This window comes from Microbulbifer sp. SE14, from assembly GCF_059834885.1.
Window position 1 is genome coordinate 26,558 of sequence record NZ_JCBAJA010000002.1, and the last position, 14,836, is coordinate 41,393.

9 protein-coding genes are annotated in these 14,836 nt (G+C 49.0%); 7 read left to right on the plus strand and 2 right to left on the minus strand.

Annotation, left to right across the window (positions count from 1 at the left end; genetic code table 11):
• Positions 1-100: 100 nt before the first annotated feature.
• Positions 101-979 (minus strand): hypothetical protein, encoded by an 879-nt coding sequence (locus tag AC6R19_RS01655; RefSeq protein ID WP_500577738.1) that lies wholly within the window; start codon positions 977-979, stop codon positions 101-103.
• Positions 980-2,485: 1,506 nt separating this feature from the next.
• Between AC6R19_RS01655 and AC6R19_RS01660 the strand changes: the two genes are divergently transcribed.
• From AC6R19_RS01660 to AC6R19_RS01690, 7 genes are all read left to right on the plus strand, one after another.
• On the plus strand, positions 2,486-5,269 hold the full coding sequence (locus AC6R19_RS01660) for a glycosyltransferase (RefSeq protein ID WP_500577739.1): 2,784 nt from the start codon (positions 2,486-2,488) through the stop codon (positions 5,267-5,269).
• Between the two features lie 45 nt (positions 5,270-5,314).
• Positions 5,315-6,073 (plus strand): hypothetical protein, encoded by a 759-nt coding sequence (locus AC6R19_RS01665; protein WP_500577740.1) that lies wholly within the window; start codon positions 5,315-5,317, stop codon positions 6,071-6,073.
• Entirely contained in the window at positions 6,070-6,954 is an 885-nt protein-coding gene (locus tag AC6R19_RS01670; RefSeq protein WP_500577741.1) for a WcbI family polysaccharide biosynthesis putative acetyltransferase, read from the plus strand. Before AC6R19_RS01665 ends, AC6R19_RS01670 begins: the two co-directional genes overlap by 4 nt.
• Positions 6,955-7,330: 376 nt before the next feature.
• A complete protein-coding gene (locus AC6R19_RS01675) occupies positions 7,331-8,848 on the plus strand; it encodes a PIG-L family deacetylase (protein WP_500577742.1) in 1,518 nt (505 codons plus the stop codon).
• 1 nt (position 8,849) lies between these two features.
• Entirely contained in the window at positions 8,850-10,133 is a 1,284-nt protein-coding gene (locus AC6R19_RS01680) for a GNAT family N-acetyltransferase (RefSeq protein WP_500577743.1), read from the plus strand.
• Positions 10,114-10,989 carry a hypothetical protein gene (locus AC6R19_RS01685; protein WP_500577744.1) on the plus strand — a complete coding sequence of 292 codons (876 nt, stop codon included), beginning with the start codon at positions 10,114-10,116 and terminating at the stop codon, positions 10,987-10,989. Before AC6R19_RS01680 ends, AC6R19_RS01685 begins: the two co-directional genes overlap by 20 nt.
• 391 nt (positions 10,990-11,380) lie before the next feature.
• Entirely contained in the window at positions 11,381-12,538 is a 1,158-nt protein-coding gene (locus AC6R19_RS01690; protein WP_500577745.1) for a glycosyl hydrolase family 28-related protein, read from the plus strand.
• A gap of 151 nt (positions 12,539-12,689) precedes the next feature.
• Here the strand turns inward: AC6R19_RS01690 and AC6R19_RS01695 are convergent, their stop codons facing one another.
• The gene (locus tag AC6R19_RS01695; protein ID WP_500577746.1) at positions 12,690-14,786 is read right to left on the minus strand and encodes a glycosyltransferase family 2 protein; all 2,097 of its coding nucleotides are present in this window, start codon (positions 14,784-14,786) and stop codon (positions 12,690-12,692) included.
• Between the last annotated feature and the right edge of the window lie 50 nt (positions 14,787-14,836).

A 14,836-nucleotide genomic window follows, 5' to 3' on the forward strand; every position in this document is an offset into this window, starting at 1 on the left:
GCTTTCCCGGTAATTCAGCCGGACAGCGAGGCCAGTGGAAACTTGATGAAAAACGTTCCCGTTTTTCATCAAGTTTGCCAGCAGGCATAATGGACTACGCCTATTGCACAATCACACCGACGTTGCCGTCACCAATCTGGACCGCAATGGCGGTTTCGTTATTACCGAATTGGGTAGTGGAGTGAAAGTTGTTGGTGCCGACCTGGGCGGTAAGGGCAAAGTGGCCAGCACCGATCTGAAGTTGGCTTGCAGTATTCATCACGCCGTCCTGGAACATGAGTGCGGTGTTAGAGACACCGAACTGGTCGATGTCACCATCGTTGCCGGTGCCATCCTGTACCATCAGTGCGAAGTGGCCCTCATTGGACTGGTTGATTTCGCCATAGTTGTCAGTACCGTTCTGGAACATCAAGGCGGTGTGGGAGGAACCGGTTTGCCAGGTGTTACCGTCGTTTCCGCTGCCATCCTGGTCAACCAGGGCGAAGGAATCGGAGCTTAACAACTGGGTGACAACGGCCGTGTTCGAGGTCCCGCTTTGCTCGATATTCCCGCTGTTGTTTGTGCCCAGGGTCTGCAAGACAAAGCCAAAGTTGTCCGTACCGTCTTGAAAGACGGAGGCATGACTGCCAACTTCGCTTGACTGAAAGGTATCGGCGTCGTTCAGTTCACCAACCTGGGTGGTTTCCGCACTGACGCCCGTGGCATCGTTCTGCCCGGAGAAAGCGTCGTTCATGTCGCCGACCTGGACTTGCACGATACTGCTGTCGGTCGTGCCGTTGTTCTGGACAGCAGCTTCCAGGTTGAGGTCGCCGATTGCAATCTGGGTGACCGAATTGTTGTGGACATCTGCACCAGCCTGGGTGGAGTTCTGGGTGTTCATTGCGCCAATTGCCACTTGTGTGGTGGTGTTGTCGGCAGCCAGAACACTGCCACTGGCCGCAAAAAGTACTGCCGCAGCGATGGGGGTAAACGTCTTCATGAGTTGCTCCTTTAACTTACGTCGGACGTTGAAAATAATCAGTACGGTTTGTACTGACTTTTTATGGGGCTGGGAGTAGCCCCATATCGGGTTACAGCGATGTGCAGTCCATTTGCACATTGGTCAGTGCCTGCGCTGTGAATAGTGTCGACCTGCATTGTCGGTCTCCTGGATACCCTGATTAAACCAGCATCACCCTGTTCAAACCATCACCACTTTGATTAAACACAAGTCATATTGGTGAATATATAGTCGATGCTGGATTGAGTTTTGCTGCTCAACCGCGGCGTCGCCATAGGAGGAAGATCCCGAAACCCTAGGAAAAAAGTTCGCTTTTCGATCAGTTGTTTTATCCGGCGCTAAGCGAGGGGAAGCCGGCAGAGTAAATTTCAAATATTGTCGATCACATATTAGACAATATGGTCAATAAATAACCAGATTCAAACTAAATCTTGTCGCCTAAACACCAAGACCACGATAGGGAAGAAGCCCCGAAACGCCAGGAAGGGAGTTCAAAATTTAACCAGCTGTTCTACTACGCGCTAAGAGAGGGGGAAATGGGTAAGTGCTCCATAGCCTCGTGCTGATGCACGTGCACCGCTTCAGGGCAAATCAATCGACGGCCTGGCAGCGCGACAGGATCAAATTGCAACGTCCGGCTGCCAGTCGATCCCGGCGGACCTGTCCTGGATGCCCCGGGAGCACGCCTTGCCCGAAATGGAAAAGTCCATCACCAACTACGCTGCCGACTGGGAAATAGCACGGTTGTCCCGCCGTGTTTCTGAATCCACAAAGCCTGAAACTTCCTGTACTGAAATTGCACATAAAAAGATGATTTTGATGCCTAATTGCAGACAGACTGTGATCACAGTAACAGTACATATAATCCAATCGATCTTAATTAAAATTTCTCCGCTACATTCTGGGTGGCATCTCTAAAAATCGTCATTCCCGCGAAGGCGGGAATCCAGAAACCCCGTAGCTACTGGACTCCCGGCTTCGCAGGGGCGACGAAAAACGAGTTTTTGGAGATGCCCTGAAAAATAAGATGCCCCGCTTCCCAATGGCAAAAAATTATAAAGTCAAAAAAAATCGACTTGCTGCAATCACTACCTGGCCATTCGGGTACGGCTATCCATTTCCCACCCAACATGATAAATATGGCGACTAAATATGAAGAACTAATTTTCCGCCAGGACTTTCAGTAATGTATTATTTCTGTCGCCACTTTGTACTGATGGATCAATTTATCGCTGTGGAAATTTCCAACCTGAAGGGAGTAGAGATCCGACTCTAGAAAAACCATAGAATCAAATTGAGCCCAGCACGCCAATTATCGAAACTCACAATTGAATCAGAGAAATGAAACCCGTAAAAACTGTAAAGTCGAGTGCATGTAGCTTTCCATCCAAGACTGGATAGTAAGACTGGCATTCCGGCTGGGCACGAATCCGATACTTGCGCACCAAGTTACGAAGGAACTAGAAAAATAAGGTAGGGAAGGTTATGGAATTCGTTGAAGAAAAACCCGTATCCGAAGAAGCAACAACCGAAGAACCTGTAGCTGAAAAATCAGTAGCCGAAGATCTGCATGGAAATATCGAGCGCTTGGATGGTGGGATGCTCTGGGGGTGGGCAGCAAACAGGAATAGCGCCGCGCCCCTGCGGCTACAAGTGATAGCCGCAGGGCGTACGGTAGGCTTCGGTACAGCTGATCAGTATCGTACGGACCTGAAGCAAGCAGGTATCCACGATGGAAATCATGCTTTCACCATCGCGCTGGAAGAATTCAGGCAAGAGCCCGGCGAAGTGGACCTGGAACTGGTGGAGGCAGAAACCCTGCAGAAGGTCGCGCATCCACAATTTACAGTGAAGATTGAAGCGCATAGATTCACTGGAGATCTATTGCGCGTGGCCAATGGCCATATAGAGGCCAGGGTGATCAGTACTCACCCCATCGGAAAACAGACGCTGGTTTTGTATCACGGCGAAAGCGTGATATGCAAGCAGCAGATAGAAACTTCTGAATCGAAGATTGAAGTCTCCTTCCCTGTTCCAATGAGTTTGCAGGATGGTCGGTCCAAGCTATACAAGATGGCGATTGATGGCCAGCCGAATATCCTGGCGATACAGTGGTTCAGTGTTCACGCCATACAGACCCCCTGGCAGTACCTGAAGGAGAGCTTTCACGAACCCGGATTCCTGTCCCTGCGTCCAGAGGCGGGACATCGCTACGAAGCTTTACATTACCACTTGGAAGCCATTGCTTCAGGAAGCGAAAGACTCTCTGTTCAGGACCTGCTAACAGTACATTCGGTGATCGTTGAAGGGCATGAGGGACGCAAGACATTCCCAACATTCTCATTACCCAGCTTTGACAAGCCCCGGGTATCTATTATCGTACCAGCATACAACCAATTTGAACTCACCTACCACTGTATCGCCTCCATAGCACTGGCATACAACTCAGTGAGCTTTGAGGTAATCCTGGCGGATGACTGCTCGTCCGATGAAACCAGCACAGCCGAAGACATCATTGGCAACCTGGTGATCTCCCGGAATGAGGAAAACCTTCGTTTCCTACGCAATTGCAATCACGCTTCCCAGTTGGCCAAAGGCGAGTTTATCGTCTTCCTCAACAATGATACCGAAGTCACCTCTTTCTGGATCGATGAACTGGTCGGCAAGATGGACAGCGACAGCGGCATTGGCATGACAGGATCAAAGCTGCTGAACCTAGATGGGAGCCTGCAGGAAGCCGGCGGCATCGTCTGGGGCAATGGCCAACCGTGGAATGTCGGGCGCGACAGGAACCCGAACGCTCCCGAGTACAACTATGCCCGTGAGGTGGACTACCTAAGCGGGGCTGCCATGTGCATTCGCCGCAGCCTTTGGGAAGAGGTCGGCCGCTTTAGTGAGGAGCTGGCGCCCTGCTACTACGAAGATACAGACCTGGCATTCAAGGTACGGGCGGAGGGTTATAAAACGGTTTATGTACCCCATTCCGTGGTGGTGCATTTCGAAGGACAAAGCCACGGCCGCGATGTTACCCAGGGGCTGAAGCGCTACCAGGTGGTCAACGAAAAGACCTTCGGTAAAAAATGGTTCAGCGCTTTTCACAACAGCGTTTCTCCAAGCATGGAAGCCGAGGACCTGGAAAAGGACCGCAACATAGACCAGCGCATCCTGGTGATTGATTACGCCAGCCCGATGCCCAACAAGGACGCTGGCAGTTACGCCGCAGTGCAGGAAATAAAGCTGATGCTCTCGCTCGGCTTCAAGGTTACTTTCGTTCCTGAAAATATGGCGCACTTTGGGAAGTATACGACGGATCTGCAACGCCTTGGGGTAGAAGTCCTCTATGCACCTTTTTACACTTCGGTTCCCGACGTATTGCAGAAACGCTTGCAGGAAATGGATGCAGTTTACATTACCCGTTATGAAGTGGCGGAAAAGTATCTGGACATTATCAAGCAGAATTCTGATGCAAAGATACTCTTCAACAACGCCGACTTACATTTTCTGCGGGAGTTGCGCTCGGCACTGAAGGATGGGAAAAACCAGGAAAAACTTGATCAAGTACTGGAAACCCGCACTAGAGAGCTGGAGGTATGCCGTCAGGCCGACGCAGTTCTTTGTTACAACACCACGGAACATGTAGTAATCACGTCGCATATACTGGAATGCGAAAAGATGCATCTAACTCCCTGGGTACTGGAAGAAAAAACCTTGGGGCCAGAGTACAAACAGCGCCAGGGTATCGTATTCCTGGGGGGCTATAATCACCATCCCAATGTGGAAGCGGTGGAATACCTGGCCAGGGAAGTGATGCCGTTAATGCTTGAGGCGCGACCTGACATCTGCCTGTCTGTATACGGCAGCAATATGCCTGACGCTTTCAAGGAACTCGAATGTGAAAACATAAAGATGGTCGGCTTCGCATCCAACCTGGATGATGTCTTTCACAACTATCGGGTGTTTGTTGCACCGCTGCTTTCCGGAGCAGGGATCAAAGGTAAGGTACTGGAAGCTATGGCATATGGTGTGCCCACGGTGCTGACCGACGTCGCCGCTGAGGGCACGGGCCTGACTAATGGGGCCAACACCCTTATTGCCAATACACCTGAGGCCTTTGTCGATGCCATTATAAAAATTTATGAAGATAGCCGACTGTGGAGAAAATTTTCGGAAACCAGTAGGGCCCTGGCTAACGAGCAGTTCTCTTTTGAGCATGGAAAACGCCGGTTCAAAGACATTTTTTCCAGTATTGGAATTTACTCAACCCATTAATAGGAAGCCAGGTGTTCTTATCAACTATACAAATATAAAAATTCAATGAGAAAAATTATATTTCACTATCATTTATTCAAGAATGCCGGAACCTCACTGGATGCAGGCTTTAAACAAAATCTAAAGCATGATGAGTGGATCACCAGGGAGTTTCCCGGAAACCCCTCGCAAAATCACGACCAGGTAAGACAGTGGATTATCGACAATCCCCAGGCAATGTGTTTTTCATCACACACGGCACTCCTGCCCCCTCCGGAAATTGTGGGGACCGAAGTCCTGCCAGTGATATTTGTTCGACACCCTATTGACAGAATCGCTTCCGCTTATGCATTTGAACGCAGGCAAGGCAGCGATAGCTTTGGCGCTGTATTGGCAAGAAATACAGATTTAAAAGGATATATTGAAACTCGCCTTTCGTTGCCGAATGACAGGCAATGCAAAAATTTCCATGTCGATAGACTGGCAGGAATGTTCCCTGTTGACTGCGGCTCAGAGTTGGAAAGGGCCAAGCGAGCCGTCCAAAGCCTGCCTTTTGTAGGCTTGGTCGAAGATTTCGATAAATGTATTGCACGACTCGAGACGCTGGTTTCCGAGTTTGGAATCGGCGACTTAAAGCTGTCTGTAAACAGGAAAAATGTATCACGCGACTGCGGAAAATCCCTGGAAAACAAATTGAAAGACATAAGGTCTGAATTGGGAGAAGACTTTTATCAACAATTGCTCGAAGCCAATTCTTTTGACATCTCCCTATACGACCACCTGACTGAATCATTAAACTCAAAGCAGACAGATACTACTTCATGAGCATCAAACTCGTTATAGTTGGAAACTGCCAGGCCAGGCCATTGGCAACAGTTTTACCGATACTGAGCGACGATATAGAAGTAATTGATGTTGCTATAGTCCACCTTTTGAAGAGCGGACAGTTTGAAGACTACAAGCCTGCTTTTGAATCGGCCGATTTCATCGTTGCCCAACTGGTTAATAATGACTATCCGTGTGATTTTGTAAGAACCAGCTTCCTCAGGGACAACTATGGGAGCAAGGTTGTCGGCATTGTCAACCTGTATTTCTCCGGATACACACCAGATTGGTTTTACATGAGAATCCCCGGGAAAGGCCCCCTTAGGGGGCCCATGGGGGATTATCAGAACAGGACGATATTCGAGGCCTGGAAGCGTGGACTGCCCCCTGACAAAGCTGCCTTTCTACTGAATGACAAAGAGCACAACCGGCAGTTCAGCGAGTCGACAAAGAATTCCCTACAGGAGTTGGCGGAAAGGGAGCACAACGTGGATGTAGCAATATCTGACTTTATTCAAGATAATTGTCAGTTTAAACGACTGTTTTTTACGTTCAATCATCCTTCGATTTTTTTGATAATTGAATATGCCAAAAGAATATTGGGTTTTATTCAAGTGCGCCAAAGTAACTCTGATAACCTAGCCTTACCAGAGATGCTGAACCAGCTCCATCCACGACTGAACCCAGCTTTCGATCTTCTCTCTGACGATAACTTGCATCACAAAGGCGTTGATTACGACATAGGTAAAGACAATTGCATTTTATTGAAGACTTCAAAGAGTTACGATTCATTGCAGATATCAACCTCATTTTTTGAGGTATATGACGCTTTTAAAGAAAAATATAGTCTTTACGATTATTCTGGATCCGTGGATATTTAGGAAACTCTGAACAAGCCAAAACCCGGGGAGAGTTGATTCGAGTGACTCAAATATATATCGTTAGGAAAACTTAACCTTCATTGTCTGAAAATATCCAAACCAAATGAAAGGCATCTCTAAAAATCGTCATTCCCGAGAAGGTGGAAGTACAGAAACTCCATGGCTATTGGGCCCACGCCTTCGCGGGGGTGACGAAAAACGATCTTTTAGAGGCACTCTTATTTATATCCCGCGATTAAAGTGGCCGCGGATCCTATAATAGAGCATAGGTTTTTGCATACTGCATATGAAAAAGAATCAGAAAAAACTTCTGGCTTAACCAGAATATCACGATTGGAACAAGAATAACCCAACGGCCCATGGAAAGGAGCTTAGCATGCTGCAGGAACGTAGCCTTATTCCCTACCAACAATCACATCTTCCTGGAGGACGCTGGCTTGTTTTCGCTCCTCACCCAGATGATGAAGTAATCGGTATGGGCGGGGCTTTGCTGTTGGCCAAACAGAAAGGCGCCGACCTGTTTCTGGTTTTTATGACTAATGGTGATGCGGGAGGAGACGCAGAGGTCCGTCGCGCAGAATCAGCTCGGGTAGCCGAGCATCTGTCAGCCAGCTGTATTTTTCTCGGATATCCAGACCGCAGAGTCTCCGTTACGGCGGAAACCCTGGCTACAATTTCCAATTTGATTATAGAGATCCATCCCGATCTGATATTCTTCCCTTCACCAGAGGAGTTCCATCCAGATCATCGCTCTACTGCCGCCCTGGTTTGGTCTGCCCAGCAGAAGATAGACTATGCAGGTAAGCTTTATCACTACGAGATATCTCGTCAGTCTGAAGCCAATGTTTTGGTCGACATCTCGAGTGTCGCCGACCTCAAGATATCACTTCTTAAGAACTATGAGTCTCAGATAGGAAAGAATAATTATATTGAGGTGATGGAATCAATCAATATTGCCAGAACCTACACTCTTCCAGGAAACACCCAGCGTGCTGAGGCATTTTTTCATTACCAAAATAGATGGGCCAACTTACTGGACCTTATGCGAGAGCGCGTTTTCATGTGTTTGAACGATTGCCTACCTGGAGACTCTCCAATAGTTTCCATCCTGATAAGAACCAAGGACCGCTTACCGTTGCTTCGCCGCGCACTAAACTCGCTTCTCAAGCAACAATACAGGAGTAATCTGGATGTAGTTATTGTTAACGACGGTGGCGATTCTGTGGAAGAGGTCTCTGATGAGTACAAAGGGTATTTCTGGCGCCTGAAGAACATCGACATCCCGGTAAATCGAGGCAGGCCTTCCGCTGCCAATGTCGCTTTAATCCACGCACGCGGACAGTTTATCAACTTTCTTGATGATGACGATGAGCTGGATGATATCCATATCCAGGCATTCATCAGTAGATGGCGACGCAATCGAGAAATTGAAGTATTTTATCGAGGAGTTCGCGTGCTTGACACGGAGGGAAAGGAACTTAGAGAGTACAACGCCCCCTATGACCCCGGCCTTTTAATGCATACCAACTATATTCCAATCCATGCGGTAACTTTTCATAGAAAGTTCATTGATATGGGGTGCCGATTCGATGAATCTTTGGAGTTTTTTGAAGATTGGGATTTCTGGATTCAACTTTCAAGGCTCGCTCACTTTCACCGGGACCCGAGAATTACTGCAAGCTATCATATGGCAGGATCATCCGCAGCCTCGCCTCATATGCATGAATTTTTTGATCCAGGCAATCTAATGAATAAGGTCCGAGAAAAATGGATGTCTAAGTGGTCTTCGGTTGAATGGAACAGGATGATATCAGCCCAAAAAGCAAAGCTTGAAGCCGAACACCGCAGAGAGCTTAACCTCATTCACAATGAATGGAGCCGTCAGGGGAAGTAGATTGGCTAAAATTCTTCGTGTGATTCGAGACAGCAATCAGAGTAATTTTTATTTTTCCGACTCTGTTGTCTGGGATGATTGGATTAGCCCGATTTTTGTCAATAAATACGACCTGATCGATCTGGAGATCCCATCAGAAGACACCTCCATTTTAGAAGTGTTTTCTATTGCGGAGGGGTGCTTGGAAGAAAGGGGGATGCTTTCCCTACGCTTCCCTACTAGTAAAGGCCCAATTTCCCTAATGGAGGAAGCCAAGGCTTGGCAGGAAATGGCGAGGAGTCTCGATTGGATTCAGGTTTCATTTCTAGAGGGCTTGATATCCGATCCAGTTTTGATACTTCGACCGCCCGAGAGGAGAGAGTGCAAAGCCTTTTTGACTGCCGCAGAAGGACATGAGGACGAGCTGGTTTCCCTATTCATAAGGGTGTTTGGGCACCCTATTTCCAAGGATTTTTGGCGCTGGAAGTACTCTTGTAACAGAAAAAACTATAGTGTAGCCGCTTTTCTGTCCGGAAGGCTGGTTGGGCACTATGGGGGTATGGAGAGAGTCTTCACTAACGGGAACAGGAGTTTTCTTGCAGTTCAGTCTTGCGACGTTGCCATAGATAATAGTTATCGTACACAGTATGCAGGTGGACTATTTAAGGATATTGCTAGTAGATTTATCAGTTACGCCTATGCCCAGGGGGTTGATATTTTGTTCGGATTCCCCCATAGACGTAAAATGTTGCTTGGTAAACGCCTGGGCCTTTATCGATCCTGTAGTCAGCTTCTGCAATGGCGATCCAAGACAACAGAGAGAGAAAAAAATACAGCACTTCAACAGGTTGACGTGCACTCTGCCGGATTTGATTTTATTGCTCAGTATATTGAAGTTTTTGAAGAATCTGCCAGCCGGCACGGCATTGGATACTTCAACCGCGATAAAGCGTATATTCGGAAGAGGTATATAAATCACCCGGAGTATCAATACTTATTTTTCACTGACTCCGAGAGTAGATTTCTTTTAGTGGGTCGCCTTGTGGGTAAGTCCTTGAGATTAATGGATTATCTCGGTGAGATTATGGAGTTTTCGGAGGCTATTTCCGAATTGGAGTCGATGTGTGTTCGATTGTCGGTTCACAATGTCGTTTTCTGGTCTTCGGAATATATGCGGATCTTGCTCGATCTGGATTGTCATTTCAACCTTATAGATAACTCTGCGTCTGTGGCTTTCCGCATGCGGGATAACAAGGATGCACCTGAGAATTTATGGTTGAGTTGCGGTGACACAGATTTCCTCTAAGCATGAGAAGAATATGATCTCTTACTTAAACAGTTTGAAAAGTTGCGCAGATGGAGAAACTCTTGAGGCGTCTATAGATAGGGTTTTGGAGTCTGGCTTTTTTCCCTGGCACCAAAAGGCCAGAAATTATGCTGATTTTATGGCGGGATTAGATGGATTTTGCTTCCCCGATGGTGGGGTTGAAGAAATTGAAAGAAACTACGCAGCACGCGATTTGATTCTTGCAAGCTCTGGTAACTTCGTTGGAAAAAGGGTGGATAGACATCCAGATTTAGAAGCGGAAAAGGCCGACATTCTCTCCCTTGGTGGCGGTGTCTTGTTTCTTGGGTCTCACGATTTCTTTCAACTGGCTACGCCAGCTTTCCTGACTTGTCATTTCGGGAGGATCTCTGCTTTTGCTGCTGATGTTTCGTTGATTCAGGACGAGACTATTGCCCAAATGACCAAAGCTGCCTATCGCGACTATGAGAGGAGTTTTAAAGGCGGTGCCTGGATTTATGTCGGGGGGAACAATGAAGTACTGCGAAGCCATATGCGCAGAGTTTTTACTGCCAGAGAGTCCGTTTATGCTGCGATTGATATTTTCCCGGCCCAGTTGAATTCGAAAAACGTGGTAAATATCCAAGGAAGGTTTGGCCATCACCGGTTGATTTCCGGAGTCGTGCGCAGCGCCTTAGCTAATGACTATCGGTTCGTATTCGTAAAAGTACGGCGTCAGGAAGCGGGCTTTATTTTAAAAACCAGAATTCTCTCTGGATACTCTGTTGAAGACGTACTTTCTGATTACATATGTAAGCTGGAAGAAGAGCTATGCGAGGATCCCTTTGGTTGGGAGGGAATTTTTAACTTGATGTGACTCTATTCCTAGCCCCACCTGTACCGAAGAACATGCCACTCTTTCCATTCTGAGCATATATAACCAGTTTCAGCAAAACCCAGCAGGCCAATTCGGCCAAGTCCAGTATCAATACACCAATAAGCCGCGATAGAGTGGCGCCATTCTCGTGTATGCCCTGAAAGGCCTCTAAGGATAGCCCCCACTTCTAGATATGGCTTGTGTTATTTCCTTTCGTTCGAATTATATGGACAACTCGAACCTGGGTGCAGCATGAACCGCCACATTCATCACCGGTACAGCAGACAACTCATAACCACGTCCCTAAGACGTGGATTTTTACGCTAATCTAAAACTAAAGGTCAAAATTTATGCAACAGTAGAGTCAGGAGAAGTTGAAGGAGACAGGTCCATGGAAAGGACATTCGTAATTGCGCTGCTGCTGTTGACCTGCAGGTTTGCCTTTGCGTCAAACAATGTTTTAGATTACGGCGCCATAGCAAATGATGGACTGGACGATACGGCAGCATTTAACCAAGCGGTCGCAAGTGCGGACGGGGTTGTCTATGTACCTGCCGGGGAATTCAATTTGTCTTCACGGCTGGATCTAACCGGCGCTGTAGTATCCGTTCAAGGGGAAGGAATAGGAATCTCCAAGTTGGTGTGGGATTCGGGTGTTAGTGGGATATATGTCAAGCCACCCCCGGGAGGACACAAAACAGCATTGCTACAGGGATTGACGCTGTATACAAAGTCATCGGATGGTGGTGATGCCTATCAATATGATGGTGTCAACACCATTAAGAATGGAAATATTCAGCCAAGAACAAGACCAAAAGTCATTATTCGTGATGTAGAGATGTCTGGCTATACAGGGGCGGCAAACAGTGGCTGGAACCGCGGATTAATTATAGATTCCTCTCTCGGCACCCATATAGATGGATTCTATTTTTCAGGTCAGGTAAAAAACAGTACAGCGACACCCTTAAGTGATAGAGGCATCCTGTTGAGAGGAACAGGAAATCCTGTTGAAATAACCATCACAGAGGCTGCAATCTACTATACTGATGTTGCAATTGAGGCAAGTAACCACGAAGGTTTATTTTTATCAGACAGCAATCTGGTATTCATTAATTATGGGGTGAAGTTTACCAACAATTCAGCCGAGCCGCAGTTCAATTTATCAAACTCGCATTTTAACTGTATAAAGGGTTGTGTCTGGCTGGATAAAGTTGTTCAGGTCAGTATAAAAGACAATCTCTTTTACGGACATCATAAAGCAGATGCAGCAGTATTTGGCGTTCAGCTTTTTGTAGATTCTGACTACTACAACATTTCCAACAACACCTTTATAAATACTTCTCAGAATTACGATTTCAATGGTGTTGTGGTTCGCTCCGACGAGGGTATTATTTCTGGGAATGTTTTTTCATTAAATAATAAAGGAGCAGGCGTATGGTTCATGTCTACTGCAAGCTATGGACAGGCATTTAACAATATCTGTAAAAACTGTGCTACAAAGGGTTTAAACCAGGGCGGGGGCACCAATACAATTTCCTGGCTCTATTAGCCAGCTTTTGGAGAAAATATGCCAGACAAAAGCCTGACATCCTTGTGGTAGAAAAATTTCCCGCGCCCTTTATGCTTTTACGATCGTCAAAGCATGAAGGGCGCGATCTCCAGATCTGTATCGGATGTCTTGCGAAAAAGCGCGGTGAAGCTCACGCCAATGAGAAATCCTCATGCGCCAATGTCAGATTCGGGTTATAGGCCGGGTCCGAATCCAGCAGCTCGCCCCAACGTTCGCGCATATAGGCGGTCTCTGCAGCCATTCGGCGCCGTTTGGCAAAGGTATTGTCCGTTCCACGGGATATGGACTCGTGATGGTAGAGCTCGGCGTAGGGTGTCCAGAGGTTGCGATAGCCCGCCTCGCGCACCTTCAGGCATAAATCCACATCGTTAAAGGCGACCGGCAGGTCCTCCTCGTTGAGCCCCCCGACTTCCTCGAATACAGACTTCCGGACCAAAAGACATGCCCCGGTAACCGCCGACAGGTTCTGTACCAGTTGCAGGCGGGAGAAATAGCCCCCGTCGTCCCGCGGTAAATACTTGTGAGCATGCCCGGCGACACCGCCGATTCCCAGGATCACACCGCCGTGCTGGACGGTGTCATTGGCGTAGTAGAGCTTGGCCCCGACACAGCCGATCTCCGGCCGGCATACCTGGCTGACCATTTCCGTGAGCCAGCCCTTATTGATCGGCTCAATGTCGTTATTGATCAATCCTATTATTTCGCCCCGCGCCTGGCGAACACCGAAGTTATTGATTGCCGAATAGTTGAATGGGTGATCCCATCGGCACACCCTGACCCGGGGATCGCTACCCACCTTTTCAAAGTAGCGCAGGGTTTCCACACAGGTCGTCTGATTGTCCAGTATCAGCAACTCGAAATTCGGGTAATCCGTGAGCGACAGGATCTTATCTACACAGGGCTGCAATACGTCATACCGGTCCCGGGTGGGTACCAGCAGACTGACCAGGGGGCGGGCTTTCGGCAGGCCCCAACGCACCCGATAGGTGTTGGGCACGAATCCCTGCTCCACCTGCGCGTCCAGTTCCCGGGATGCCAGATAGTCCCTCAGGGCTTTGATCCCCGCCTGGGTGGTGTAATTCTTCTCACTGCCATCCAGCGCCACTGACCCCTCTGCCGCCCGCCAGTGGTACAGGATTTCCGGGATATGCACCACCTTGTCCGCATCCAGGTACGGCAGGCAGCGCACCAGCAGATCGTGATCCTGGCTGCCCTCCACGCCCGGGCGCAAACCGCCCACTTTCCGCACCAAGTCCGCTTTCAACACCGTAAAATGACAGACGTAATTGTTGGAAAGCAGAAGATCCGGATTCCAGCCCGGCTTGAAATAGGGCTCAAAACGGTGCCCCGCGCGGCTGACCTTGTCTTCGTCGGTGTAGAGCAACAGCGCCTGCGGCGACTTCCGTATCTCCTCGCACACCCGCTGCAGGGCGTGCCGGGGCAGCAGGTCATCGTGATCCAGGAAAGCCACATAGTCTCCGCGCGCCAGCGCCAGGGCGCTGTTACTCGCCGCCGAGATATGGCCGTTTTCCTTGCGGAACACCACCTCGATACGCGAGTCCCGCGCCTGGTACTCCTGCAGGCATTCACCTACCCGCGGATCGGTGGAGGCATCGTCCGCAATACAGAGCTGCCAATGGGGGTAAGACTGGGCGATGACCGAGTCGATACAGGCGCACAGGTACTCGATGCTGCTGTTGTATGCGGGCACGATGATGGAAATGAGAGGACGGTCACCGGCGGACAACAGCCGGCGGGCGGATTCCGGCGCGGGCAGGCGGGGCGCCTCCACCTGCTCGATCCACTCCCGGTAATTCCTCCCGCGGCACTTGCGTACGAAAGTCTCGGCGTAGCGGGCCAGGGCCAAGGGGAGCCAGCCCCCGCGCGATTCACCGGCATCACGTTTCAAATGCACCAGGATCTCGCGCCGATTCATGCCCCTGAATTCCGGGTGCTTGGCGGCGAGGCGCTTTGCCAACAGGTCATGGGCAAACCAGGGGGCCAGGGGCATCAGCTCCAGCCGCTCGACGCTGAACTGGCCCGGCTCTTCCATCGGATCGAAACGCAGGCGGCGCACAACCCCCGGGAAATACAGCAACCGCTTGACGGTTCTGTCCGAGTATCCGATCAACGAGAATTTCCCCTCCTCGCTATAACCGGAACCGGTATTTGCATAAATACTGGCGTTTACGCTGTCGCGATCGTGGGCCAGGCGCATTTCCAACATATACCAGCCCGGAAGCAAACGGCGCCTGGCCACGGAGAACTGCGGATCTA

Bases quoted from the DNA above. Each gene is read 5' to 3' on its own strand.
- AC6R19_RS01655 (WP_500577738.1), bottom strand. From the start codon at position 979: ATGAAGACGTTTACCCCCATCGCTGCGGCAGTACTTTTTGCGGCCAGT.
- AC6R19_RS01660 (WP_500577739.1), top strand. From the start codon at position 2,486: ATGGAATTCGTTGAAGAAAAACCCGTATCCGAAGAAGCAACAACCGAA.
- AC6R19_RS01665 (WP_500577740.1), top strand. From the start codon at position 5,315: ATGAGAAAAATTATATTTCACTATCATTTATTCAAGAATGCCGGAACC.
- AC6R19_RS01670 (WP_500577741.1), top strand. From the start codon at position 6,070: ATGAGCATCAAACTCGTTATAGTTGGAAACTGCCAGGCCAGGCCATTG.
- AC6R19_RS01675 (WP_500577742.1), top strand. From the start codon at position 7,331: ATGCTGCAGGAACGTAGCCTTATTCCCTACCAACAATCACATCTTCCT.
- AC6R19_RS01690 (WP_500577745.1), top strand. From the start codon at position 11,381: ATGGAAAGGACATTCGTAATTGCGCTGCTGCTGTTGACCTGCAGGTTT.
- AC6R19_RS01695 (WP_500577746.1), bottom strand. From the start codon at position 14,786: ATGTTGGAAATGCGCCTGGCCCACGATCGCGACAGCGTAAACGCCAGT.